Below are 24,197 nucleotides of genomic sequence, written 5' to 3'. Positions count from 1 at the left end.
TTACTGCCGCCTAAGCGGCAAATTTATAATAGGAAAAGATCTGCACTCGCAGACAACAATTGCATGTGCATTGGGACTAAGTCTTGATGCACAGTGCGGTAACCGCCCCCGACCACACAAGCAATCGGTATGTTGCGTTGCTGCGCTAATGCAAGAATAAAGCGGTCACGCTGATATAATCCCTGCGTTGAGATATTAAAATAACCAAGCTCATCATCTTGATGAATATCGACACCCGCATCGTAGATAATCACATCTGGCTGATACAAGTTAATGGCTGTTTCAACCACAGAGTAAAAATGCTCCAGAAATTCGTTATCTTGTGTCTCTCGTGCAAATCCAATATCAATATCCGAATTTGGTTTTCTAGCCGGGAAATTTTTGTCGCAATGAAAAGAGAGCGTGATAATACGTTCATCATCGCTACACATGGTTGCGGTACCGTCCCCATGGTGCACATCACTGTCCACAATCAAAACTCGATCTATCTTTTCCAGCGTTAATGCTTGTTTGGCACTGAGAACCAAATCGTTAATTAAGCAAAATCCGCTACCAAAATCATAGTGCGCATGGTGATAACCACCACTTAGATGGATAGCGATCCCCTGCTCGATTGCCAGTTGCGTCGTCAACCAAGTACCACCCGCCGAGGTAAATGTGCGTTCAATCAACGCTTCACTCCAAGGGAAACCAATTCGACGCATTTTCACTGCTGGTAACTGGCCAGTTACCAAAGCACCAATATAGTCAGAGCAGTGATACAGACTGATCGTCGCTTGAGTTAACGGCTTAGGTTGAAAGACCATAAAACGATTTGCCCACTCTCCTTGCATTTTGTCAGTAAGCGCATGATAAAGAAGACGATATTTATCGATTGGATAGCGATGCCCCTCCGGGAGAGACAACTGAGAGTAGATCGGATGGTAGATGACTGGAATCATGGATAGGCAAGTATTCACATCAAAATCAAGATAAACTATGTTAACAGCTTGCTATTAATCGACAACTTAGATTTAATGTAAATAATTATCAATTAGATTTGTAAGTTATGCGCCCTTCTCGTTTAATGCTTTTGCTTGGCGTCATCGCCGGATCAATCGGTGCTGTGATGGCCTTTATTACCATGATGGTGATCTCTGCAGCAGTCAGTTATTGGTTGCTAATGTATTGAAGGATAACCCTTATTCATACACCGCCAGTGACCTTAATGCTTTCCGAGCTCCAATACTGTCATGGCATTTTTAAACGTAAAATCCATTATTTTTTTCTGATTGCTTGAATTTTTTGCGCTTCGCTCCAGACTTATTATGATTTCACTCAATAAGGAGCATGAGCATGGCTGACCGACATTTGGTTAACTTTAGTGAAGATCACGAACTAAATTATTGTTTGAGAAGTACAGGTAAACGGCAAACCCAAGCCAATAGAGATGCCCTTGTCGATTTAGGTCGACAGGTCAAAAATCAATTAGGCAAACGGGTATTAACACAAACAGACGTAAAAGGGGCCATCGTTGATAACGAAAACCTGTTTGATTGATCGATAAGCGGCATCATCACTATGCCGCTTTCATCAGCACAATATTATCGTTCTATGATTTCTTAGCGGATGGTGATTTTTTTGTACTGCGCTTACGACGTTTGAATGCAGGCCTTTCCACCTTGGGCAAATAACGCAAGGATTCTGGTACGACGCCCTGTTTTACGTGTCCCATCAATGCATCCATTCTCGCGAGCAAATCACTCATAAAGGGTTGATATGCTTGATTACGTTCTGCCATCGCTTGCAACTGATGCTCCCAATGCGCCGTCATATCCGGATAGGTTGACTCATCTGGTAAAGCATTAACTAAGCCTCGACCGGCGGCAGAGCTTAAAATACTTTTACCTTGGCGCGTTAATAATTGGCGCTTGAATAAGGTGTCCAAAATACCCGCGCGAGTCGCTTCTGTACCTAAACCGTCAGTATCACGCAGAATTTTTTTCAATTCTTTATCGGCAACAAAACGAGCAATCCCTGTCATGGCTTGCAATAACGTCGCTTCGGTAAAGTGCTTAGGTGGTTCCGTTTGGTGTTGTTTTAATTCGCCTTCACGGCAAGTTAACACCCGGCCTTTTTCCAATGGCGGGACGCTGTCAACACCGCTATCTTCATCGTCACTTTTCCCCATCAGCGCTTTCCAGCCAGCGATCACTAATTGACGCCCTTTGGCAATAAACTTCCCACCAGCAATATCAAACACCAGCTTTGCCTCAGCATAGACAGCCGCAGGATAAAACTGAATTAAATATTGGCGTGCAATCAGTTGGTAGACTTTCATTTCATAGGAAGAAAGTGCGTTCTGCGTTGCTTTTTTAGGGGTTGGAATGATGGCATGGTGGGCATCCACTTTTTTATCGTTCCACGCTTTGGACTTTTGGCTTAAATTGGCGCCGCGCACAGCACTTGCCAACTCTTGAGCATTATTGGCAATCGCCTCACACACTGACGGAGCTTGCGCAAAATGTTCTACGGGTAAATATCGACTATCAGAACGCGGGTAAGTGATCAGCTTATGTTTTTCATAGAGAGACTGACACGTATCGAGTACCTGTTGGGCACTCATGCCAAAGCGTTTGGCGGCATCAATTTGCAGCGCAGACAAAGAATACGGAAGTGGCGCAGTTTGCTTGGTTTGCTTCTGCTCTGATTCAATCACAGTGGCCGGTTGATTGACAATCCGGGCGGCAACGTTTTCAACTAATTTTCGATTGAGCACGCGACCTTCTTCATCTTGCCAAGGCTGACACGCTTCACTTGGTTGCCATTTTGCGCGGATATCAAAGCCACCAGACTCACCTTGATAAGGGATTAAGGCATGTAAAGAGAAGTAATCACGCGGAATAAAGTTTTCAATTTCCTCATCGCGACGCACCACCAAACCTAATACCGGTGTTTGCACTCGGCCAACAGACAGTACGCCTTGATAGCCCGCTTTTTGCCCAAGCAAGGTATAAGCTCGGGACATATTCATACCATAAAGCCAATCCGCTCGAGAGCGCGCTAATGCAGAAACTGACAACGGAATAAAGTCTCGATTGCTGCGCATACTGGCAAGCGCGCGTTTAACGGCAGGTAAGTTTAAATCGCTGATCAAAAGGCGCTGAGCAGACTCTTTTTTGCTCTTAGTGACTTTGCAATAATCAAGTACCTCATCCACCAGCAATTGGCCCTCTCTATCAGGGTCGCCTGCATGGATAATTTGATCGGCATCTTTGAGGAGTTTACGCACCACTGTCAGCTGTTTGCTGGCGCTTTTACGCGGTCGGAGCTGCCATTGTTGCGGCACAATCGGTAAATCAGCCAGATTCCATTTTTTATAGCGCTCGTCATAAGCGTCTGGCTCAACCTGCTCTAGCAAGTGGCCAATACACCACGTCACCACGTCATTGTTACCACAGCGAATAAACCCTTGATCGTTTTTCTTTGGCCCGGGTAGAGCCGCCGCAATAGCGCGACCAAGGCTTGGTTTTTCAGCGATAAACAGACGAGACATAAATTAAATCTGCACAAATAAATAAGGCCACATTATCCAATGTGGCCTTAATAATTCAAGAAAAACTGTAAATTTAAACAGTATTTTCAATAGTAATGCTTATTCAGCATCACCTTGTACGCGTGCTGCCGCTTCTTTCACTAATGGTTGAAGCTCACCTTTTTGGAACATTTCCATGATGATGTCGCAACCACCGATTAGCTCACCTTCAATCCACAATTGTGGGAAAGTTGGCCACTGTGCGTAAGCTGGAAGCTCAGCGCGGATATCTGGATTTTGCAGAATATCAACGTAAGCAAATTTTTCGCCACAGCCCATAAGTGCTTGTGCAGCTTGAGAAGAGAAACCACAGCTTGGTAGTTTTGGTGAACCTTTCATGTATAGAAGGATTGCGTTCTCAGCGATTTGCTGCTTAATTTTATCAATAGTTTCCATTGCTTCCTCTTGATGGCGTTACTGCAATATATCGCCATATTCTAAACCATTAGCGCAGAATAAAAAGCACAGAATATTTAAGGAATTAGACTGTTTGTTTCCTAGCTATGACGAAAAGTCATCGTTAAAGAATGTGAATAGTGCCCACGTTTACAACATTTTGCTGCTAATCCCTTGTATTTTGTGTGCTTTAATAAACACTTAGATGCCAACTTTCGCCTAGATAATTTACATTTGCATGCTTTTATTCAGACAAAAACTTGCTAAACTAGGCGGCAAGTCAGTCGAATCGACCTAGGCCGATTCGGATAAAATAACAATTAATTGGAAGCAATCGAAAGAGGTCACTCTTTCCACCTATAATGGAGAACCGAGCAATGGCATTCGAACTACCAGCTCTTCCTTACGCAAAAGACGCGCTAGAACCACACATCTCAGCTGAAACGCTAGATTTCCACCACGGTAAGCACCACAACACTTACGTTGTTAAGCTAAACGGTCTTATCCCTGGCACTGAGTTTGAAGGCAAAACACTAGAAGAGATCGTTAAAACTTCTACTGGTGGCGTATTCAACAACGCAGCTCAAATCTGGAACCACACGTTCTACTGGCACTGCCTAGCGCCAAACGCAGGTGGCGAACCAACAGGCGCAGTTGCAGATGCAATCAACGCTGCATTCGGTTCTTTCGAAGAATTCAAAGCAAAGTTCACTGATTCTGCAATCAACAACTTTGGTTCTTCTTGGACTTGGCTTGTTAAAAAAGCTGACGGTTCTCTAGAGATCGTGAACACCTCTAACGCAGCAACACCACTGACAGAAGAAGGTACAACACCTCTTCTAACGGTTGACCTGTGGGAACACGCTTACTACATCGACTACCGCAACGTTCGTCCTGATTACATGGGCGGCTTCTGGGCACTGGTTAACTGGGATTTCGTTGCAGAAAACCTAGCAAAATAATTTAGCCCAAGCGCAAATTGATTAAAAAGCCTGCATCTAGCAGGCTTTTTTTATTCTGGTAACAAAATTACTTAAAGTTTCTCGCCCTCTCGCCGTTAATTTAACTGAGCAGAGAGGAACAAAATGCCAGTCGAAACCATTAATAACATCAGCACCATCAGCGAGCTTCATTTCAGCCGTGGTATTAACCACGCTGTCCATGAAGGGCGTCGTGCCGACTTTGCATTACTGGTCTCAATGTTCTCTAACGATGTGCGTGATAACACGCCGGTCGAACAAATTGACACGACTGAAATTACCGATGCCTCTTTACGGCAACGCTTCGATCTGCAAGCACCGCAACAACTCAGGTCCGATCAAAGTTCTTACCAGATCTCAGCCCAACAGGCACACCAATTCCACCATGGTGGTTTAGCCAGTGCAAAGTTGGCGCACTATCTGGTACCGGAAGTGCTGGTTTATCGGCCGGAACAAACTCACGATCTCCCCGAAGAGGTTTACCATAACCTTTCCGTTCACCAGCAGAGTCAACTCGGCAGTAAAGTGGCGAAAAAGCTGATGCCCTTTGATTTATATAATCAGCTGGTCACGGCTCAGCGTACCTATCAAATTCAAACTCAAGCCTAGTCCTCGTTGCTCTCAAATAAGTGACACATACTGTAACGCGGTAACAGAATGTGAATAAACGCAAGTTATGGACACTTGGTGAAATATATACACAACTTATTTGACCTTATTCACATCTAAATAACATTTTATCTACCATTCTTTGTGAACAGAATTTTCGTCCAATTTTATATGGAGATGTTTGTTTATGAATATAGGAAGCGCGGTGATATTAGTGACAACCGCAGGATCACAAACTGGCAGCACCTTAGCGGGACACTTTTCATCACTTGGCGCAACGGTGGTTGTGTGTGATACAGATAAACGTCTACTCAACGAAACCTATCAACGTTGTCGTGGCGTAACCGATAATGTTCATCAGTACCCGTTAGACGATCATTCGATTCAATCTATCCACCAACTGTTCAACTTCATGGACAGCACCCTGAATTCATCGCCCGATGTATTGATCAACAGTTTCACAGCCGAAGCGATGCCGGACATTTTTGACCAAGGGGCGAGCCACGTATTTTCACAGCACCTTGCCATGATGGCCAATACTCTATTTAGCTTTGGTCAAGCCACAGCAGAGCGTATGCGAAATGAGAAAAAGAATGGCGTGATTGTGAATGTTATTGGTCATACCGAGAACAAGGCTATCACCGGATTTGATAATGCTTCCTCTATGGTGGCGGGATTTACCCAGAGCTGGGCGAAAGAATTAACGCCATTCAATATTCGAGTTGGCGGGGTCGTTCCTTGCAGCGAAAAAAATGGTCAGCACTGGGCTGAAGTACAAGATGACGTGATCAGAAATACCGAATATATCGTTGCTAATGATTATTTCAGCGGCCGAGTCGTGGCCGCCTAATCGCCAAAATCAATAAACTAACTCATGACTGTTGCAGTATTTGCTCGGCCGCTTCTTCCAGCAGGTCGAGCACCAACTCAAAGCCCTGCTCTCCGCCATAATAGGGATCGGGAATCTCTTGATGTTCAGATTGTCCATAACTTAGATAGAGCTTAATTTTGTCTTGGTATGGCTCAGGACAAATTTCGTTTAGGTCGCTAACATTGGCACGATCCGCGGCTAAAATAAGATCAAAATACGCGAAATCAGCCACTTCAACTTGTCTAGAGCGGATCCCTTTAAATGAGTAACCACGGCGCTCGCCTGCTTCTCTTGAGCGCGCGTCAGGAAGGTTGCCTTGGTGGTAGCCAATTGTGCCAGCAGAATCAATTTCTACTTCTAAGCCAAGTTGCTTCGCTTTAGCGCGCAACACCGCTTCACCTGTGGGTGAGCGACAAATATTGCCCATGCAAACTACCAGTATTTTCTTCATCTTGAGTCCCTTGCCGTTATTCTTTAATGCCATTTCACTGGCCTGTCTTTATCATAGCGAGATAAGCCATCAGCACAAATGTCCTTTAGCGGAAAGTGAAGATAAGTGTTGTTTGCGATAAAAAAGGATTGAGTTTGTACTCAATCCTTTTTATCAGCTTGATGTGACTGTTTAGTGGCGCTTAAAGCGCCCTACCAATTCTACTGCTCGTAATTGAGCCAAGGCTTTGCTCAGTTCCAACTGTGCTTGCTCAAAGCTCGCACTCCCCACGTGAGAGTGGTTAATGTTGTCTAATGCCATTTGGCGGGCACCTTCAGCACGAGCTTGGTCAATCTCTTCGCCATGCAGCGCTGTATCTGCTAGCACCATCACCGTATCTGGTTGTACTTCAAGCATTCCGCCTGAAATGTACAAGATGGTTGGTTCTTGCTTAAGATTAGTCACAAAACTGGCAATACCCGGTTTAACGTTACTGATCAGTGGTGAGTGACCAGGACGGATCCCTAACTCACCACTGGCACCAGAAATCGCTAAGGCATGAGCAGGACCAGAAAAGATCGTACCTTCAGCACTGACAATTTGAAGCTCAAAGGTATTTTCACTTACTGCTATCGCCATATGTACTCCTTAGCCGTTATAGTTTTTTGGCTTTCTCTAGCACTTCATCAATTGAACCACAGTACAAGAAGGCTTGTTCTGGAATGTCATCATATTGACCTGCTAACAAGCCTTTAAAGCCTGCAATGGTATCTTTAAGCGGAACAAAGACACCTTTTTGTCCAGTAAACACTTCGGCTACATGGTAAGGCTGAGTAAGGAAACGCTCTACTTTACGTGCGCGCGACACCAGTTGTTTATCTTCTTCTGATAGCTCATCCATACCCAATATCGCGATGATGTCTTTCAGCTCTTTATAACGTTGCAGTGTCATCTGTACATTTTGTGCGACTTCGTAATGCTCTTGACCAACAATTAATGGATCCAATTGACGTGATGTTGAGTCCAGTGGGTCAATCGCAGGGTATAAACCAAGCGCTGCAATATTACGAGACAACACCACGGTTGCATCTAAGTGCGCGAAAGTCGTTGCTGGTGATGGATCCGTTAAGTCATCCGCTGGTACATATACCGCTTGAATCGAGGTAATCGAACCTGAGCGAGTAGAGGTGATACGCTCTTGAAGCACACCCATTTCTTCAGCCAACGTTGGCTGGTAGCCAACCGCTGACGGCATACGACCTAGCAGCGCTGATACTTCTGTCCCTGCAAGGGTATAACGATAAATATTATCGATAAACAGCAGCACGTCACGGCCTTCATCACGAAAGCGTTCAGCCATGGTTAGGCCTGTTAGTGCAACGCGTAGACGGTTACCCGGTGGCTCGTTCATTTGGCCGTAAACCATCGCCACTTTATCCAGTACACCGGCTTCTTTCATCTCAAAGTAGAAATCGTTACCTTCACGGGTACGTTCACCAACACCAGTGAAAACCGATAACCCAGAGTGAGCTTTCGCAATGTTATTGATCAGCTCCATCATGTTGACGGTTTTACCAACACCGGCACCACCAAACAGACCAATTTTACCGCCTTTGGCAAAAGGACACACAAGGTCGATAACTTTTACGCCAGTTTCTAATAGATCAGTACTATTCGCTTGCTCTTCATAGCTTGGTGCTGGGCGGTGAATACCATAACTGAGTTTTTCACCAATAGGGCCACACTCATCAATGGGTTCACCCAATACGTTCATAATACGACCAAGGGTTTCTTCGCCCACGGGCACAGTGATTGGCTCGCCAGTTGCGCGTACCGCAAGACCACGGCGTAGGCCGTCTGATGAACCCATTACTATGCAGCGTACAATGCCACCACCCAGTTGTTGTTGTACTTCTAATACCAGTGATGAAAACTCTTCATCCACCAAACGCAGCGCGTCATACACACGTGGGCCGGTATTATTTTCAAATTCTACGTCAACGACAGCGCCGATGATTTTTACAATTTTGCCGATACTCATTATTAACCTCGGAATGTTCTTTATACCGCTTGCGCGCCGGATACGATTTCACTCAATTCTTGAGTGATGGCCGCTTGTCTGGCTTTGTTGTACACCAAACGCAGATCGTCGATCAGTTGGCCTGCATTGTCGGTTGCCGCCTTCATCGCAACCATACGAGATGCTTGTTCGCACGCGACATTTTCCACTGTACCTTGGTACACTTGAGACTCGATATAACGTTGAATTAGCTCATCTAAGATCACTCGTGGATCTTGTTCGTAGATATAATCCCAACGCGATTTTTTCTTCGCATCACTATCCAAATCGTCTTTCGGATAAGGCAATAGCTGCTTGATTATCGGAGCTTGAACAATGGTGTTCTCAAACTCATTGAACGCAATATACAAGCGATCAATTTCACCTTGTTTATAGTGTTCAAGCATCGCTTGTACGGTACCGAGTAAATCTTCCAATTTTGGTTGGTCACCCAGCCCTGAAGTTTGAGCCACTACATGAGTCACACCGTGAAAAAAGCTGATCGCTTTTGAGCCAATCAATGTGGTATCCACATCAACGCCCTTTGCGCGCCATTGCTGCATCTCACTGAGCACTCTCTTGAATAAGTTAATATTCAAGCCTCCACATAGACCGCGATCTGATGAGATGATGATATAAGCGACACGCTTCACTTCTCGTTCCATCAGAAATGGATGACTGTATTCAAGCGTCCCAGCCGATACATGGCTGATCACTCGACGCATACCGGCTGCGTAAGGGCGGGTCTTTTCCATGTTCTCCTGCACCTTGCGCATTTTGCTGGCGGCGACCATTTGCATCGCACTGGTGATCTTTTGCGTACTGTTAATACTGGCGATCTTCGTGCGAATCTCTTTTGTATTTGCCATAAAAAGCTCCGCTCTTATCTATTTCAAGGATGACGCAGTTACCAAGATTGCAATGCAACAAACTCTTCTAATAGCTTGGTAAGCTCGGCTTCGATTTGTTGGTTAAAATCGCCAGTGGCATTGATTTCTGCCATCAACGCAGAGAAGTTAGATTTGGCATAAGCAATCAATCCTTCTTCAAATACGCCTACTTTCGCCAACTCGACACCGTTGAGGAAACCACGCTCAGCCGCAAAGATGACCGTTGCTTGCTCAGCGACTGACATTGGTGCGTATTGCTTTTGCTTCATCAATTCAGTCACACGTTCACCATGGTCAATTTGACGGCGAGTCGCTTCATCCAAATCAGAAGAGAACTGAGCAAACGCAGCCAATTCACGGTATTGAGCTAATGCCGTACGAATACCACCAGACAGTTTTTTGATGATCTTGGTTTGCGCAGCGCCACCAACACGAGAGACCGAAATACCAGGGTCAACCGCAGGACGCAATCCGGAGTTAAATAACTGGGTTTGTAAGAAAATCTGACCATCAGTAATCGAGATTACGTTGGTTGGAACAAAAGCGGATACGTCACCTGCTTGCGTTTCAATAATGGGTAACGCAGTAAGCGAACCGCTCTTACCTTTGACTTCGCCATTGGTAAAACGCTCAACATACGCTTCGTTTACACGAGCAGCCCGCTCTAGTAGACGTGAGTGAAGGTAGAAAACATCACCAGGGAATGCTTCACGACCCGGTGGGCGTTTTAGTAGCAGAGAAATTTGACGGTAAGCAACCGCTTGTTTTGACAAGTCATCATAAACAATCAGCGCATCTTCACCACGGTCACGGAAGTATTCGCCCATGGTACAACCCGCATAAGGAGCCAAATATTGTAGCGCCGCTGATTCTGATGCTGATGCCACAACGACAATTGTGTTTTCCAGTGCACCGTGCTCTGCCAGCTTACGCACCACATTCGCAATGGTTGAGGCTTTTTGGCCAATCGCAACGTAGATGGCTTTTACGCCTGAATCTTTTTGGTTAATGATGGCATCAATCGCCATCGCCGTTTTACCGGTTTGACGGTCACCGATGATCAACTCGCGCTGACCACGGCCAATTGGCACCATGGAGTCTACGGCTTTGTAGCCAGTTTGAATTGGTGTATCTACCGATTTACGGTCGATGACACCCGGAGCAATGATTTCAACGGAATTGTATTGCTTCGCGTTGATTTCACCCAAGCCATCAATTGGCTGACCAAGTGTATTAACCACTCGGCCTAAAAGTTCTGTGCCGACAGGGACTTCCAAAATACGGCCAGTACCGGTGACTTTCATACCTTCGCTAAGGTCTGCGTAAGGCCCCATCACAACCGCGCCAACGGAGTGACGCTCAAGGTTAAGTGCCAATGCGTAACGATCACCCGGCAGCTCGATCATTTCACCTTGCATCACATCAACAAGGCCATTGATGGTAATGATACCGTCGCAAATCGACACAATGGTGCCTTCATTACGTGCTTGCGTACTAACGTCAAACGTTTCAATACGTTGTCTAATTAGATCACTAATTTCTGTTGAGTTTAGTTGCATATTAAATACCTACTACACGTGCAAATTGGTCGCTAAACGTTGAATTGAGGTCTGCAATGAACCATCAATCACCAACTCGCCGGCTTGAACGACTATGCCACCGATAAGACTTTTGTCGATTTTGCTCGTAAGATTGATATGACGATCAAACTTCTTCTCAAGAGCTTGAAGCAGTTCTTCATACTGCTCATCATCTAAAGGCTCTGAGGTAGACACCGTCACATCAAGGCGTAAATCGTTGTCATCTTTCATTTGAGTAAAAATCTCGGCAACACTACGCATGGCGACTAAGCGCTGATTTTCTGCCATCAGCTTAAGTAAGTTCTGAGTATGCAAATCAATAAATCCATCGCATATCGAGAACAGTAAGTGCAAGAAGTTATCTGCCTCAGATTTTCCTCCCTGCTCTAAAGCTTTCACTTGAGAGCGCAAACTTGGCTGCTCCATCACATTGGTGACGAGGTTTAACCCAACCATCCATTCGTCAAGTGCGTCACTTTCTTTTGCAAAATCAAAAGCCGCTTTGGCATATGGGTAAGCAATGGTTTGAATATCTGACATGTTGCTTCCCTATTGCGTTAGATTTGCTTAATCATCTGGTCAACAAGATCACGGTTTGATGCCGTATCCAGATTTTTGTTGATCAGCTTTTGTGCACTTTGAATGACAAGATCCGCCATTTCAGCTTTAAGCTCTTGGCGAAGACGATTACGTTCAGCTTCAACCTCAACATCACCTTGAGCGACAATGCGTGCTTTCTCTTCTTCAGCTTCTTTTACTGATTCTTCAATAATGTGTGCACGACGTTTTTGCCCTTGCTCTATCAGCTTATTGACGTCTTTTTTCGCTTGATCGAGCATTTGCTCGCAATTTGCTTGAGTCAACGCGAGCGCTTGCGCGGCATCTTCAGTATTGCGTAAGCCTTGTGCGATCTCTTGTTGGCGTTCATCCAGCAATTTGACAAGTGGTGGCCATACATACTTCATGCAAAGCCAAACAAAAATCGCAAAGGATATTGCTTGACCAAGCATTGTTGCGTTTAAGTTCATCTTGCCCCCTAATTAACAGACAGTACTTAGTTTTGATCTGGTTAAGGACAATTACGCGACCGCGAAGATGATGTATAGACCAATACCAACACCGATCATTGGTACCGCATCCACCAAACCCATCATGATAAAGAACTGGGTACGTAACATTGGGGTTAAATCAGGTTGACGAGCAACACCTTCAAGATATTTACCTGCTAGGTTACCGATACCGGAAGCAGCACCGGCTGCACCTAAACCAATTAATAGTGCACCAGCAACGTAAAGAACCGCACTTACCATATCCATAAATAACTCCGATATATTTGTATATAATTTAAAACTAGAAAATAAATTTAAATATTAATGATGTTCTTCCACTGCCATCGCTAAATAAACAACAGTTAAAACCATAAATATAAACGCTTGTAGAAAAACAATTAATATGTGGAATAGAGCCCAAGGAACACTTAGCGCCCATTGCATCCACCATGGCATCAATGCAATTAGGATAAATATCATTTCACCCGCATACATATTTCCAAATAATCGCAAACCAAGAGAAATCGGTTTAGAAATTAACGTTACTAGTTCCAGAATAAAGTTTACTGGATATAACAACGGATGTTGAAACGGTTGAGTGGTTAACTCTTTAATAAAACCAACTAGACCTTTTGCTTTAAGCGTATAAAAAATTACTAAGAAAAATACACCTAAGGCCATCGACATCGAAACATTCACATCCGCCGAAGGCAGATCTCTGAAATGATCAAAACCAAGCCAACGAGCAAGAGCTGGAACAAAATCAACTGGGATTAAATCAATCGCATTCATCAACAGCACCCAAACAAAAATGGTGAGTGCCATTGGACCAATTAGCTTATCTTTTGATTGGAAGATTTCACCCACCAAATTGTTTACAAACTCAAACACAACTTCAATGAAGCATTGCAAACGACCTGGTACACCACGCGTACCCTTTGATACCGCGTATCTAAATATCCCAATAAAAAGAAAGCCAAGAATCCAAACCATGAACATTGAGTCCATGTTTAATGCCCAAAAACCCGTCCCCTTGGTCAGAAATGTCAGATGATGTTCAATATACTCATGAGCAGTCTGTACACTCTCCACCTACGCCTCCTTAGCATCATCATCGAGTACTTGTTTGTATAGAAGTGGCGCAACAAAGTAACCGAGGAACGTAATGGCATAGCTGATTAATATCACTACATTTCGCATTTTGAAAAAATGGAAAACGAGTGCAAACGAAATTACCGTATAGACTAGTTTCACACTTCCGCTTAATTGCATTAAATCTTTTAAATCAACATTAGGTCTGTATTTTGCTTTACGGCTAGCCACAAACATCCCAAACATACCTGGAATAATGGCTAAGAAAACACCAATCAACGCCGATTCAATATTTAACTCTCTATGAAATGAAGATAACACCTCAAATGCAACTGCAAAAAGACCGAAGGTCAATTGGCATAACATTATTTTCCTCATCGCCAATAATATATCTTTACTAGCAGTACTTTCTTTCATAGTTATACCTTTTAGTCTCGCTCTATTCTATCTAACGATAAAAAGAATCAATGAATATAATTATTCGCAGTGCCTTCCTGTTGCGAAAAATAAACTACTCCTAATTTCTAAATATGGAAATTGCAAAAATCGAGCTTTATCATTCCATTTCTGAGCGGATAATAATTTGTAAATAATGGCCATTAACGACCAAAAAAAACACAGCAACATTAATTTGATTCTATTTTTCAATACATTAGAAGCAAGGTGAGCATTTGTGTTGATGATAATTCACTCAGTTAACACCGCTAATCTCGCGCATTTTTAGTCAAGTATTGATGCTAACTCGCCAAATCTTTGCTTGTTTCATTATTTAAAAGTTACTTTCCACTGCATAAATACGCTGATTAATTGGATAAATAGGACAAATGGAAGTGATTAAAGGCTGGAAAGGATGACGTTTTTACCCTCAGTTACTTAGTGTTGAAGGCTAGATATCAGTTTTTCTGCACACCGCATTGCTCTATGATGTAGCCAAACCAATGCATAGAAAGGAATTCCCAATGTCAGTTGAAGAGACCAAACAAGCCCGCCATAAAGCCAGACAACAAAAAGTAAAACAAGAGGTTGATGCGCGTGTCGCTGCCGCCACTGAAGAGAAAGGCTTGCTGCTTATCATCACTGGTAACGGTAAAGGTAAATCAACATCAGGCTTTGGTACCATAGCGCGCGCAGTCGGCCACGGTTTAAATTGCGCTGTCGCCCAATTTATCAAAGGAACTTGGGATAACGGCGAGCGTAACTTACTTGAAAAGTTGGGTGTTGAATTTCAAGTTATGGCGACCGGTTTTACTTGGGAAACGCAAAACAAACAAGCGGATATCGATGCCGCACAAGTCGTTTGGCAAGAGTGCAAACGCATGTTGCAAGATGAACATCTTGATGTGATTTTGTTTGACGAACTGACTTATATGGTCAGTTATGGTTATGTTGAATTAGATGAGGTCATCGAAGCCCTTAACAACCGTCCTAAAATGCAATCGGTGATCATCACGGGGCGCGGCGCACACCGTAGCCTAATCGAAATAGCCGATACTGTCTCTGAAGTTAAGAACATCAAACACGCATTCGAATCGGGTGTGAAGGCGCTCAAAGGAGTCGATTGGTAGACCATTTCATCACTCGACGTTCTTTTTAACACTCAAATCATTCAACAGTCAGCTGGCACCCACTTAGCCAGCTGTTGTTATTTATGTTAATAAACAAGAACATAAATAACTTTTCGACGCATTTCAATTCAGATAATGCTGTAAATAGTCTTTTTCAACATTTGTTTCCCCAGCGCTGGAATCAGACTCAAACTTCACCGCTTTTTGACCGACTTCCCACCCCTCAAGCCAAATATCTGTGCTAGCGTAAGTTGCAATTTGTTACATATAAGGAAATAAACAGATGAAGCACACACTCTTAACGCTTTGCATTGGTGCCCTTTTTTCAGGCGCATTCTCGTCGATAGCCGTCGCGCAAGAGACCACGCTCGAGTTTTCTAACCGTACGCTGAACAACGATTTACCTTCGGCTTCCGGCGTTGTTGTGGTTGATAAAAAGATCTTCGCCGTGGGTGATGATTCGCCTTGGCTTTATCAGCTAAGCTCTGAATTTACCATTATCGAAAAAGAACTGATCAAAGAATACCCTGTGCGTGAGAATGGTCGCATCGTCAAAAAAGTAAAACCTGATTTCGAAGCGCTCGACAACATTGAAGTCAGTGGCAAACCTTCATTCGTCATGCTCGGTTCAGGTAGTAAATTAGATGTGCGTGAATGGGCATTTGTCATTAGCCAAGACAAACAACTAAAGATTGAGCGTTCACTAAAACCACTTTATAAAAATCTCCGTGTCGCAGCGGGTTACAGCGCAGAGCAAGAGATCAACGTGGAAGGCTTGGCCACATCCGATGATTCTGCCTTTATCATTAACCGTGGTAACGGTGGCTCTAATGTGATTTTTGAATTGGATTTGGAAACATTCCAAGAGTATCTTGCCGGCGCTGTCGATCAGGTGAATGACATTAAGGCCTATCATGTCAATCTACCTATTGTCGAAGGCTTTGAAGCCGGTCTTTCTGGTGCGGCATATTGGGAAGAAGCTGAAAGCCTCGTGATAACCGCGTCGATTGAAGCAACAGGTGATGCCTACAACGATGGTGAGATCCTCGGTAGCTATGTCGGCCTAATTGAACTTGATGAACTCAGCACGAGTAAGACCGTCGATCTTAGCCAGAATTTGATCCCTCTGATGGAGGGCAATAAACGCCTGATTACTAAACTAGAATCTGTCGCCTTTACTCAACAAAGTGATAAAGCCGTCAGTGGTGTAGTCGCCAGCGATAACGATGATGGCACCAGTGAGTTCTTCAATTTCACACTAACAAAGTAACCTGCAACCTAATCGCTAGAATGGTTCGTTGACGGCCAACGTGTTGCACTGACGGGTCTAACGATGTTGATGGATAGTGATTAACCTCAGGAACAAAAATCCCCACCAAACTCTATTGAGTGTGATGGGGATTTTTATTTCTATCTAAGCAGTTTAATGACCCAATAGAACCTTAATTGAACAAGCCTTTAATCAAACTATTCACAGCTTCTTTAGTCTTTTCATCTTTGATTTTATCGCCCAATTTTTCATCCAGCTTCTCTAAGCCACGATTGATCTCTTTTTCGGCTTTTTGCTTCAGCACGTCATCAAACACCAACTTAAATTTAGGCTTAGACCAAGAACCAGAAACGTTCACTGGGATAGTGAGATCTTTTAGCTCATCGATGTCTTTACCACCCTGGCCTTCTAACGAGCCCACAATTGAAGTGCTGATTGTAAAATCAACCGTCTCTTTGATGTAATTGGCACTACCAGCACCACGAACACGGAGTAGTGGAGATTGCGCATGTAGGTTATCCGTTTTCACCACGCCTTTATTAAGTGTCAATGTTGCGGTCATAGCACTAAAGTCGGTTTTCTTAGCCACATCTTGGCCTTCAAGCGATTGGCCTTTGAATTTCGCGTAGTTTTCACGAATCAATTGTGCCACGTTCAAGCCATTCACGGCGCCATCAGCAAAGTTGATTTTTACCGTACCGACAAGATTCTGCTTAATACCGCTCGGCGTTAAACTGCGACCACGGACATCAACATCGATGTTACCCGTACCTTCTAACTTATCATTGTCTGCGACATCGATAAGCAACGGTTGCACCTTAACACCTGTGATGAATGATTTGGCAGAATAGCTCGCAGGTGATTTGCGTGCATCTAACGTTGCGGTGGCTTTAATTGAACCATCATAGAGATTGGAATTAAATGACGTCAGCTTAGCGACACCGCGATTCACACTAAATTTCGCCGTTACATTCTGCATTTTTGCATTGGCAGCTTTAAATTTATCAATGGTGATCGCACCAGTCACATCCAGTGATTTCAGCGCAGAAAGATCAGGCTCTTGCTCTGTGGTCGCCGCCACTGGTGCAGAAGATTTTTCTGCCGCAGGCTTACTGCCGGATTCAGAGTTAGCGACGGTTTGCTCACTGCTACCTTGGCCTAAAAATGCGTCCACATCGATATCTGGACTATGCAGATTGAACACAATCTTAGGGATCTCTGTTAACGTGACATCGAGCTTACCGTCAAATTGCAGTGCGTTTGCGGTCAACTTCTCCAGCACGAAGCTCAAATGGTTCGTGGTAAGATCAAACGAGAGATCAGAAGCCATATCCACTTTCATTGGTGACTGAGGCAAACTTGCGCCTTCAAAGTTAGCATCGAGAATCAGCTGACTCATCACCACTTTAGAAATCGCTTTGTCTACGGTAAGCTGGGCACTACCTTTCAGGTTTAAACCTAACTCTGCCGCCGTACCTTTCACGGCATATTTCAACGCGTTCGCTTTATCAAACTCGAAAGTCGCCAATTCGATTTTCGCTTCATCAATTTGATTATTGGCATCATTGTAACTCGCATCAAAGGCGATATTACGCAGAGCGTATTGGCTAAAACCTTTGGCCAAATTCAGTTCAGCGGTGCCTTGCGCGGTAAATTTTTGTTGGTTGGTTTCGCCCTTAGCAGCAAAATCCGCTTTACTCCACTGATCAAATGCAAACTCTGACAAGGTCAATGACACATCGTATAGCTTGGTATGGCTACCTGTTTGCTGATCTTGAATATCCAACAGAGCATTAGTGATCGCAACACCCGCTAAACTGATGCTCCAATCACTCGCTGGAGATGCTGCTGGCGCAGATTCACTGCTACTGCTTTCTTGATTCGCGGGTTCTTGTTGCGCTGATGCTCGATTTTTGCTCAACGCATCAATATTTTTAACACCATCTTTGCGAGTTTCAAGATAGAACTCAGCCCCATCTAAGGTGATTTCACCGATGTCCAGCTGCTGGCTAAAGAGCGGCATAACCGAAACATCCACACCTACTTGCTCAACCTTAAACAAGTTAGGCTGAGTAAAACCTTGCGGGTTTTTCAGCGCGGTTTGGCCTAACGTAAAGCCAACAGATGGGAAGAATTTCCAACTAATATCACCGTCGATAACTAAATCTAAGCCGGTTTGTTGCTTAGCTTGTTCGACGATAAGAGGTTTAAATTGATTAGGGTTAACCAGCAATACCAGTGCGAGTACTACCGCAAGTATTGCTACAACAGGAATAGCGATTATTAACGCGAGCTTTTTCATCAGCAGTGTCCTTACTTCACAGCCAAAGGCCAAAAATAAACAGGGATTACAGCAAGTATAACCCTTCACGGCGAGGTTTACGCTAATCAGCGCTGACTTGCCGCAAAAAAAAAGTGGCACTTAAAGTGCCACTTATCTAAAAATTAATAAAGTCTCTATTGCGAGAGTATTGTTAAGATTTCAACAATTTAGCAATGTGAGCTTTTAGTACATCGATAGCAATACGGTTTTTACCACCACGAGGAACAATGATGTCCGCGTGTTGCTTAGAAGGTTCAATGAATTGCATAAACATTGGACGAACTGTCGCTTGGTACTGCTTTAGTACTGATTCCATCGTACGGCCACGCTCTTCTACATCACGCTTAACACGACGAAGTAGGCAGATATCCAGTGGGGTATCCATGAATACGGTCGCATGCATTAGCTTACGTAAGCGTGGATCCGTCAACAGTAAAATACCTTCTAAAATGATCACTTTTTTCGGTGTCATAGTGGTGGTATTGGTCATACGAGTATGTTCTGTGTAGCTATACTCTGGCACTTCAACCGCTTCACCTTTGATCAGTTTCTCTAGGTGGTCACACAATAGATTGTGATCTAGCGCATTCGGGTGGTCATAGTTGGTTTTTACACGATCTTCCATGCTCAAATGAGTCTGATCGTTGTAATAGCAATCTTCCGTAATCACACCAATTTGATGATCGCCTACCTTCTCACGAAGTTCATTATAAATAGTGCTTGCGATTAGGCTTTTACCTGAAGCAGAAGCGCCAGCAATACCGACGATGACACATTGATTATTATCAGACATTATTCTTGCACCCGATGAATTGATTGGTGATCTGTGGCCTGCTAAAAGTGTGGCATGGAATGGTTAGCAGTGCCTAATTAAACCGCCTGATTATAGGGAGAACCCTGCCGATATTCCAGCAGGGAATAGTTTTATTCTCACGATAAAGCAAAAAAGGAATAAGCAAAACAAAAGCAAACGTTTAACCAGTATAAAATTAGCTATAGTTGGCTTGAAACTGCCCACTACTTATATGAAACCGACGTTATAACAAGGTGATATCAATCGCTTCCGGCTTCACTTCGCCACGCCAAAACATCCGTGCACACACCGATTCAGCCAACGCCATGTACTGTTCCGTATGCTCAGAGTCTGGTCTTGCAACCACGGTCGGAACACCATTATCAAGATCTTCACGCACGTGAATATGCAGCGGAATTTGCGCCAAAATATCCAAACCGTATTCCGCTGACATTTTCTCTGCGCCACCCGAACCAAAGATGTGCTCTTTTTCGCCACAATGGCTACAAATGTGGTAACTCATATTTTCTACTAAACCGATCACAGGCACTTCGATTTTATCAAACATCGCAGCCCCTTTGCGGGCATCGGCTAAGGCAAGATCTTGCGGCGTGGTCACGATCACCGCACCTGTCACCGGAATTTGTTGTGACAAGGTTAGTTGGATATCACCGGTGCCCGGCGGCATATCAATCACCAAATAATCGAGATTTGGCCACTCAGTTTCATTGATCAATTGCGCCAAGGCTTTTGAAGCCATTGGTCCACGCCAGATCGCCGCATCCGATTGAGAGACTAAATAGCCAATCGAATGAGTATAAATGCCATGCGCTGCGATCGGCTGCATCCATTTGTTATCACGTACCTCAGGTTTTGCTTCCACTTGGCCAAGCATGATCGGCACTGATGGACCATAGATGTCGGCATCCAACAAACCCACTTTCGCGCCCGATTGGGCGATCGCTAAGGCTAAGTTGACCGAAGTGGTTGATTTACCCACACCACCTTTACCAGAACTAACCGCGATGATGTTTTTCACCCCTTTAACCGCTGTGGTTACTTGAGTGTGCAACGCTTTCGGCGCAATACTAATTTGAAACTCAAATGGGCTCACTTGCTCGGTACGAACTTGATGTTCAATCCAACACTGCATCGCGGTGGCAAGATCATTGGCCGCGTAAGGAATTTGGATGGCGAAAAAACCATTGGGATCAACCTTGACTAAATTAGGCTCATCAGCCCAACCAGGGGTTAAATTTGGATGACGAAACTCGTTCAACCAATCACAGAAATCTTGCTTTGAAGTAAATTGGCGCATAGGCCCTCCTTATCACTTCATCGTACCACCGAGTAAAGCGCTACAGAACCCCAAAAAAACTAGGGTAATCGATTCGCTGACACCTTGGAGTTAGAGGTTTCATGAGTTAGTATTATCCATCAAAATTTTTATACCTATCGAGATAAGCGAATATTAAGTATGGCAAACGATCCAAGAAAATTGCTGGTAACTTGCGCCCTTCCGTACGCTAACGGTTCGATCCACCTAGGTCACATGCTTGAGCACATTCAAGCTGACATCTGGGTTCGTTACCAACGCCTACGTGGCAACACTGTAAATTTCATCTGTGCTGACGACGCTCACGGCACGCCAATCATGCTTAAAGCTCAACAGATGGGTATCTCGCCAGAAGAAATGATCGCAGCAGTAAGCGAAGAGCACCAAAAAGACTTCGCTGGTTTCGATATTAGCTTTGACAACTACCACAGCACGCACTCTGAAGAGAACCGCGAGTTGGCTTCTCACATCTATCTTGAACTGAAGAAAAACGGTTTTATTTCTAGCCGTACGATTTCTCAGTTGTTTGACCCAGAAAAAGAGATGTTTCTTCCTGACCGTTTCGTAAAAGGCACTTGCCCGAAATGTAAGTCAGAAGACCAATACGGCGACAACTGTGACGCTTGTGGTGAGACATACAGCCCAACGGAACTGATTAACCCGAAATCAGCCGTTTCTGGCGCAACACCAATCATGAAAGACTCTGAGCACTTCTTCTTCGATCTGCCTCAGTTTGAAAGCATGCTGCAAGAGTGGACTCGCTCTGGTTCGCTACAAACTGAAACCGCAAACAAGATGCAAGAGTGGTTTGAATCTGGCCTGCAACAGTGGGATATCTCACGTGATGCACCTTACTTCGGTTTTGAAATCCCAGGCGAGAAGAACAAATTCTTCTACGTATGGCTAGATGCACCAGTTGGTTACATGGCTTCATTTAAGAACCTATGTGACAAAACTGACGGTCTGGATTTCGATGAGTACTGGAAAAAAGACAGCACCACAGAGCTTTACCACTTTATCGGTAAAGACATTGTTTACTTCCACAGCCTATTCTGGCCTGCAATGCTTGAAGGCTCTGGTTTCCGTAAGCCTAACAACGTATTTGTACACGGCTACGTAACGGTAAACGGCGCGAAAATGTCTAAGTCGAAAGGTACGTTTGTCAAAGCAAGCACTTACCTACAACATTTAGATCCTGAGTGTCTACGTTACTACTACGCAGCAAAACTAAACAGCCGTATTGACGATCTAGACCTTAACCTTGAAGACTTCACTCAGCGTGTTAACGCAGACGTCGTCAACAAGATTGTTAACCTAGCATCTCGTAACGCAGGCTTCATCGCGAAACGTTTTGAAGGCAAGCTATCTGCAAACTTTGCTGAACCTGAGCTATACAACGAATTCGTTGCAGCGGCAGAGCGCATCGGTCAACTTTACGAAACACGCGAGTTTGGTCGTGCAATCCGCGAAATCACCGCACTAGCTGACAAAGCAAACCAATACGTGGATGAAAAAGCCCCATGGGTTGTAGCGAAGGAAGAAGGCAAAGATCAAGAACTACAAGAGATTTGTTCTGTTGGTATCAACTTGTTCCGCGTTCTGATCGCTTACCTAAAACCAGTAATGCCTGAACTTGCAGCGCGTACTGAAGCGTTCCTAAATGAAGAACTGACTTGGGAAGGTATCGCTCAACCGCTAACGGATCACGAAGTGACTAAGTTTAAAGCGCTATTTAACCGCATCGATCCTAAGAACATCGAAGCGATGATCGAAGCATCAAAAGAAGATGCTGCGGCAGAAATGGCAGCGAAAGAGCAAGCAGAAGCGGCAAAATCAGCAGGTGAAACAGAGCTAAGCAAAGATCCTATCGTAGACGAAATCGAATTTGACGATTTTGCTAAAGTGGATATTCGCGTAGCACGCATCATCTCATGTGAAGCGGTGCCTAAAGCAGACAAGCTATTGAAGTTCCAGTTGGATATTGGTGGCGAAACGCGTCAAGTATTCTCTGGTATCAAATCAGCTTACACACCTGAAGAGCTAGAAGGCAAGCTGACTGTTATGGTCGCTAACCTAAAACCTCGTAAGATGAAGTTTGGTATGTCTGAAGGTATGATCCTAGCAGCAGGCCCTGGTGGCAGTGAGCTTTGGATTCTTGAGCCGCACGAAGGCGCTCAACCTGGCATGCGCGTAATGTAATTACGACATCCGTTTAAAATCCTCGCTCCGGCGGGGATTTTTTTTAGCTCTATCTCACTTCTTCTTTTCTCTTTCTCTCGCCTCTCTCATTCTCGCTTCTCCCCTCTCCCATTCTCGCTTCTTCCCTGCTCTTGCTCTCGATTCTCGCCTCTCTTATTCTCGCTTCTTCCCTGCCCTTGCTCTCGATTCTCGCCTCTTTCATTCTCGCTTCTTCTCTACTCTCTAAGGCAACAAAAAAGCCACCTTTTAATCAGGTGGCTTTAAGTTGACTGCACTAGCAGTAGTGCCTAAATGGCGATGCCTTAAAGCATTTTACGCGCCGCTTCTACCACAACTTTGATAGAACGAGCTTCGGTCTCTTTTAGCGTTGCGTGATCTGGGATTTCTTTTTGGGTACGGTTGATGATCACACCAGCCACACAGCCCGCTTTTAGACCTGAACTTGCACACATAGTCAGTAGTGTTGCAGATTCCATCTCAAAGTTCAGCACGCCCATCTCCTGCCACTCTTTCATCGAGCCTTGGAAACGGTGTACAACACGGCCAGTAAAGGTGTCGTAGCGCTCTTGACCTGGGTAGAAAGTATCACTTGAAGCGGTAACGCCCATATGAACTGTCGCACCAGACTCTTCTACTGCCGCTTTCATTGCTGTCGCAACAGCAAAATCTGCAACTGCAGGGAATTCCATTGGGGCAAAGTGTAAGCTCGCACCGTCTAAACGCACAGAGCCCGTGGTAACAATCATATCGCCTACATTCACATGTGGCTGAATTGCACCAGTAGTACCCACACGCAAGAAGGTACGCACACCAAGTTGTGCCAACTCTTCTACGGCAATTGAGGTCGAAGGACCACCGATACCCGTTGAGCAAACAACAACAGGTTTACCATCGAGTTCCGCACGGTACAGCGTATATTCGCGATGACTAGCTAGAAATACTGGGTTCTCCATCTCTTCAGCAATTTTTTGCACTCGAGCAGGATCGCCAGGAATGATCGCCAACGTAGCACCAGCAAGATCAGCTTCAGTAACACCTAAATGGAATACAGCTTGGGACATAGAGAACTCCTTATAACAGCAAACGCCAGACTAGCTTCACTGTGTTAATTTATTGGGTACCAAACCACTCTAACCAACAACCAAACAATAAAGAGTGACAAGCGTCACATCAAGACAAGT

General features: G+C 44.5%; 26 protein-coding genes and 1 pseudogene. 9 read left to right on the top strand and 18 right to left on the bottom strand.

The window, feature by feature from the left end:
* Window positions 1–23 precede the first annotated feature (23 nt).
* Window positions 24–941 carry a histone deacetylase family protein gene (locus tag RH88_RS05025; protein ID WP_040757850.1) on the bottom strand — a complete coding sequence of 306 codons (918 nt, stop codon included), beginning with the start codon at window positions 939–941 and terminating at the stop codon, window positions 24–26.
* Window positions 942–1,048: 107 nt separating this feature from the next.
* Here RH88_RS05025 and RH88_RS24000 point away from each other — a divergent pair, with 107 nt between their 5' ends.
* Window positions 1,049–1,171 (top strand): hypothetical protein, encoded by a 123-nt coding sequence (locus RH88_RS24000; protein ID WP_005593923.1) that lies wholly within the window; start codon window positions 1,049–1,051, stop codon window positions 1,169–1,171.
* 164 nt (window positions 1,172–1,335) lie between these two features.
* The gene (locus RH88_RS05020) at window positions 1,336–1,539 is read left to right on the top strand and encodes a hypothetical protein (protein ID WP_005593921.1); all 204 of its coding nucleotides are present in this window, start codon (window positions 1,336–1,338) and stop codon (window positions 1,537–1,539) included.
* Window positions 1,540–1,591: 52 nt separating this feature from the next.
* Here RH88_RS05020 and RH88_RS05015 read toward each other — a convergent pair whose 3' ends face one another.
* Together RH88_RS05015 and RH88_RS05010 are read right to left on the bottom strand one after the other, a co-directional pair.
* Entirely contained in the window at window positions 1,592–3,535 is a 1,944-nt protein-coding gene (locus RH88_RS05015; RefSeq protein ID WP_005593919.1) for a DNA topoisomerase III, read from the bottom strand.
* Between the two features lie 99 nt (window positions 3,536–3,634).
* Window positions 3,635–3,970, bottom strand: coding sequence for a Grx4 family monothiol glutaredoxin (locus tag RH88_RS05010; protein ID WP_005593917.1), 336 nt, complete (start codon window positions 3,968–3,970; stop codon window positions 3,635–3,637).
* 377 nt (window positions 3,971–4,347) lie between these two features.
* Between RH88_RS05010 and sodB the strand changes: the two genes are divergently transcribed.
* The 3 genes from sodB (at window position 4,348) to RH88_RS04995 (ending at window position 6,409) form a co-directional block, all read left to right on the top strand.
* Entirely contained in the window at window positions 4,348–4,932 is a 585-nt protein-coding gene (gene sodB, locus RH88_RS05005; protein WP_005593916.1) for a superoxide dismutase [Fe], read from the top strand.
* 123 nt (window positions 4,933–5,055) lie between these two features.
* Window positions 5,056–5,559: a VC2046/SO_2500 family protein gene (locus RH88_RS05000; RefSeq protein ID WP_005593914.1), complete on the top strand. Its 504-nt coding sequence runs from the start codon at window positions 5,056–5,058 to the stop codon at window positions 5,557–5,559.
* 187 nt (window positions 5,560–5,746) lie between these two features.
* Window positions 5,747–6,409, top strand: a complete 663-nt coding sequence (locus tag RH88_RS04995; RefSeq protein WP_005593912.1) for an SDR family oxidoreductase — start codon at window positions 5,747–5,749, stop codon at window positions 6,407–6,409.
* Between the two features lie 22 nt (window positions 6,410–6,431).
* On the opposite strand, the gene RH88_RS04990 is transcribed toward RH88_RS04995, so the two are convergent.
* From RH88_RS04990 to RH88_RS04945, 10 genes are all read right to left on the bottom strand, one after another.
* Complete coding sequence (locus RH88_RS04990) at window positions 6,432–6,881, bottom strand: low molecular weight protein-tyrosine-phosphatase (RefSeq protein ID WP_005593911.1); 450 nt, start codon at window positions 6,879–6,881, stop codon at window positions 6,432–6,434.
* Window positions 6,882–7,052: 171 nt separating this feature from the next.
* Window positions 7,053–7,499 carry a F0F1 ATP synthase subunit epsilon gene (locus RH88_RS04985; protein WP_005593909.1) on the bottom strand — a complete coding sequence of 149 codons (447 nt, stop codon included), beginning with the start codon at window positions 7,497–7,499 and terminating at the stop codon, window positions 7,053–7,055.
* Window positions 7,500–7,515: 16 nt separating this feature from the next.
* Entirely contained in the window at window positions 7,516–8,901 is a 1,386-nt protein-coding gene (gene atpD, locus RH88_RS04980; protein WP_005593907.1) for a F0F1 ATP synthase subunit beta, read from the bottom strand.
* 20 nt (window positions 8,902–8,921) lie between these two features.
* The gene (gene atpG, locus RH88_RS04975; protein ID WP_005593904.1) at window positions 8,922–9,788 is read right to left on the bottom strand and encodes a F0F1 ATP synthase subunit gamma; all 867 of its coding nucleotides are present in this window, start codon (window positions 9,786–9,788) and stop codon (window positions 8,922–8,924) included.
* Between the two features lie 38 nt (window positions 9,789–9,826).
* Window positions 9,827–11,368 carry a F0F1 ATP synthase subunit alpha gene (gene atpA, locus RH88_RS04970; protein WP_005593903.1) on the bottom strand — a complete coding sequence of 514 codons (1,542 nt, stop codon included), beginning with the start codon at window positions 11,366–11,368 and terminating at the stop codon, window positions 9,827–9,829.
* A gap of 12 nt (window positions 11,369–11,380) precedes the next feature.
* Entirely contained in the window at window positions 11,381–11,929 is a 549-nt protein-coding gene (locus RH88_RS04965) for a F0F1 ATP synthase subunit delta (RefSeq protein WP_005593901.1), read from the bottom strand.
* 17 nt (window positions 11,930–11,946) lie between these two features.
* Window positions 11,947–12,417, bottom strand: a complete 471-nt coding sequence (locus tag RH88_RS04960) for a F0F1 ATP synthase subunit B (RefSeq protein ID WP_005593899.1) — start codon at window positions 12,415–12,417, stop codon at window positions 11,947–11,949.
* Between the two features lie 51 nt (window positions 12,418–12,468).
* Window positions 12,469–12,705: a F0F1 ATP synthase subunit C gene (gene atpE / locus RH88_RS04955; RefSeq protein ID WP_005593897.1), complete on the bottom strand. Its 237-nt coding sequence runs from the start codon at window positions 12,703–12,705 to the stop codon at window positions 12,469–12,471.
* A gap of 54 nt (window positions 12,706–12,759) precedes the next feature.
* On the bottom strand, window positions 12,760–13,530 hold the full coding sequence (gene atpB, locus RH88_RS04950; protein ID WP_005593895.1) for a F0F1 ATP synthase subunit A: 771 nt from the start codon (window positions 13,528–13,530) through the stop codon (window positions 12,760–12,762).
* On the bottom strand, window positions 13,531–13,947 hold the full coding sequence (locus RH88_RS04945) for a hypothetical protein (protein ID WP_005593894.1): 417 nt from the start codon (window positions 13,945–13,947) through the stop codon (window positions 13,531–13,533).
* Between the two features lie 435 nt (window positions 13,948–14,382).
* Here RH88_RS04945 and RH88_RS24080 point away from each other — a divergent pair.
* The 3 genes and pseudogenes from RH88_RS24080 to RH88_RS04935 all read left to right on the top strand — a co-directional run.
* Window positions 14,383–14,460, top strand: a pseudogene (locus RH88_RS24080) (hypothetical protein); the annotation flags it as partial.
* A gap of 29 nt (window positions 14,461–14,489) precedes the next feature.
* On the top strand, window positions 14,490–15,095 hold the full coding sequence (gene cobO, locus RH88_RS04940; protein ID WP_005593892.1) for a cob(I)yrinic acid a,c-diamide adenosyltransferase: 606 nt from the start codon (window positions 14,490–14,492) through the stop codon (window positions 15,093–15,095).
* 283 nt (window positions 15,096–15,378) lie between these two features.
* Window positions 15,379–16,365 carry a DUF6929 family protein gene (locus tag RH88_RS04935; RefSeq protein ID WP_005593891.1) on the top strand — a complete coding sequence of 329 codons (987 nt, stop codon included), beginning with the start codon at window positions 15,379–15,381 and terminating at the stop codon, window positions 16,363–16,365.
* Window positions 16,366–16,537: 172 nt separating this feature from the next.
* Here the strand turns inward: RH88_RS04935 and RH88_RS04930 are convergent, their stop codons facing one another.
* The 3 genes from RH88_RS04930 to apbC form a co-directional block, all read right to left on the bottom strand.
* Window positions 16,538–18,667: an AsmA family protein gene (locus RH88_RS04930; RefSeq protein ID WP_005593889.1), complete on the bottom strand. Its 2,130-nt coding sequence runs from the start codon at window positions 18,665–18,667 to the stop codon at window positions 16,538–16,540.
* Window positions 18,668–18,839: 172 nt separating this feature from the next.
* A complete protein-coding gene (gene udk / locus RH88_RS04925) occupies window positions 18,840–19,481 on the bottom strand; it encodes a uridine kinase (RefSeq protein WP_005593888.1) in 642 nt (213 codons plus the stop codon).
* A 244-nt stretch (window positions 19,482–19,725) separates the two neighbouring features.
* Window positions 19,726–20,799, bottom strand: coding sequence for an iron-sulfur cluster carrier protein ApbC (gene apbC / locus RH88_RS04920; protein WP_005593884.1), 1,074 nt, complete (start codon window positions 20,797–20,799; stop codon window positions 19,726–19,728).
* A gap of 159 nt (window positions 20,800–20,958) precedes the next feature.
* Between apbC and metG the strand changes: the two genes are divergently transcribed.
* Window positions 20,959–23,016, top strand: coding sequence for a methionine--tRNA ligase (gene metG / locus RH88_RS04915; protein WP_005593883.1), 2,058 nt, complete (start codon window positions 20,959–20,961; stop codon window positions 23,014–23,016).
* A 49-nt stretch (window positions 23,017–23,065) separates the two neighbouring features.
* Here the strand turns inward: metG and RH88_RS23540 are convergent, their stop codons facing one another.
* Complete coding sequence (locus RH88_RS23540) at window positions 23,066–23,218, bottom strand: hypothetical protein (protein ID WP_005593882.1); 153 nt, start codon at window positions 23,216–23,218, stop codon at window positions 23,066–23,068.
* Between the two features lie 100 nt (window positions 23,219–23,318).
* Window positions 23,319–24,077: a uridine phosphorylase gene (gene udp, locus RH88_RS04910; protein WP_005593880.1), complete on the bottom strand. Its 759-nt coding sequence runs from the start codon at window positions 24,075–24,077 to the stop codon at window positions 23,319–23,321.
* Window positions 24,078–24,197 lie beyond the last annotated feature (120 nt).

Source organism: Vibrio scophthalmi LMG 19158 (assembly GCF_000222585.1).
GTDB classification, from domain to species: Bacteria; Pseudomonadota; Gammaproteobacteria; order Enterobacterales; family Vibrionaceae; genus Vibrio; species Vibrio scophthalmi.
The sequence above is the reverse complement of the archived record's forward strand: the minus strand, read 5'-3'. Positions and strand labels throughout refer to the sequence as shown.

Bases quoted from the DNA above. Each gene is read 5' to 3' on its own strand.
- atpG (WP_005593904.1), bottom strand. From the start codon at position 9,788: ATGGCAAATACAAAAGAGATTCGCACGAAGATCGCCAGTATTAACAGT.
- RH88_RS04945 (WP_005593894.1), bottom strand. From the start codon at position 13,947: ATGAAAGAAAGTACTGCTAGTAAAGATATATTATTGGCGATGAGGAAA.
- RH88_RS04960 (WP_005593899.1), bottom strand. From the start codon at position 12,417: ATGAACTTAAACGCAACAATGCTTGGTCAAGCAATATCCTTTGCGATT.
- RH88_RS04990 (WP_005593911.1), bottom strand. From the start codon at position 6,881: ATGAAGAAAATACTGGTAGTTTGCATGGGCAATATTTGTCGCTCACCC.
- sodB (WP_005593916.1), top strand. From the start codon at position 4,348: ATGGCATTCGAACTACCAGCTCTTCCTTACGCAAAAGACGCGCTAGAA.
- RH88_RS05020 (WP_005593921.1), top strand. From the start codon at position 1,336: ATGGCTGACCGACATTTGGTTAACTTTAGTGAAGATCACGAACTAAAT.
- atpE (WP_005593897.1), bottom strand. From the start codon at position 12,705: ATGGATATGGTAAGTGCGGTTCTTTACGTTGCTGGTGCACTATTAATT.
- RH88_RS04985 (WP_005593909.1), bottom strand. From the start codon at position 7,499: ATGGCGATAGCAGTAAGTGAAAATACCTTTGAGCTTCAAATTGTCAGT.
- RH88_RS04965 (WP_005593901.1), bottom strand. From the start codon at position 11,929: ATGTCAGATATTCAAACCATTGCTTACCCATATGCCAAAGCGGCTTTT.
- RH88_RS23540 (WP_005593882.1), bottom strand. From the start codon at position 23,218: ATGAAAGAGGCGAGAATCGAGAGCAAGGGCAGGGAAGAAGCGAGAATA.
- RH88_RS04930 (WP_005593889.1), bottom strand. From the start codon at position 18,667: ATGAAAAAGCTCGCGTTAATAATCGCTATTCCTGTTGTAGCAATACTT.
- RH88_RS04995 (WP_005593912.1), top strand. From the start codon at position 5,747: ATGAATATAGGAAGCGCGGTGATATTAGTGACAACCGCAGGATCACAA.
- metG (WP_005593883.1), top strand. From the start codon at position 20,959: ATGGCAAACGATCCAAGAAAATTGCTGGTAACTTGCGCCCTTCCGTAC.
- apbC (WP_005593884.1), bottom strand. From the start codon at position 20,799: ATGCGCCAATTTACTTCAAAGCAAGATTTCTGTGATTGGTTGAACGAG.
- RH88_RS05000 (WP_005593914.1), top strand. From the start codon at position 5,056: ATGCCAGTCGAAACCATTAATAACATCAGCACCATCAGCGAGCTTCAT.
- udp (WP_005593880.1), bottom strand. From the start codon at position 24,077: ATGTCCCAAGCTGTATTCCATTTAGGTGTTACTGAAGCTGATCTTGCT.
- RH88_RS05025 (WP_040757850.1), bottom strand. From the start codon at position 941: ATGATTCCAGTCATCTACCATCCGATCTACTCTCAGTTGTCTCTCCCG.
- atpA (WP_005593903.1), bottom strand. From the start codon at position 11,368: ATGCAACTAAACTCAACAGAAATTAGTGATCTAATTAGACAACGTATT.
- RH88_RS05010 (WP_005593917.1), bottom strand. From the start codon at position 3,970: ATGGAAACTATTGATAAAATTAAGCAGCAAATCGCTGAGAACGCAATC.
- RH88_RS04935 (WP_005593891.1), top strand. From the start codon at position 15,379: ATGAAGCACACACTCTTAACGCTTTGCATTGGTGCCCTTTTTTCAGGC.
- atpD (WP_005593907.1), bottom strand. From the start codon at position 8,901: ATGAGTATCGGCAAAATTGTAAAAATCATCGGCGCTGTCGTTGACGTA.
- RH88_RS24000 (WP_005593923.1), top strand. From the start codon at position 1,049: ATGCGCCCTTCTCGTTTAATGCTTTTGCTTGGCGTCATCGCCGGATCA.
- RH88_RS05015 (WP_005593919.1), bottom strand. From the start codon at position 3,535: ATGTCTCGTCTGTTTATCGCTGAAAAACCAAGCCTTGGTCGCGCTATT.
- cobO (WP_005593892.1), top strand. From the start codon at position 14,490: ATGTCAGTTGAAGAGACCAAACAAGCCCGCCATAAAGCCAGACAACAA.
- udk (WP_005593888.1), bottom strand. From the start codon at position 19,481: ATGTCTGATAATAATCAATGTGTCATCGTCGGTATTGCTGGCGCTTCT.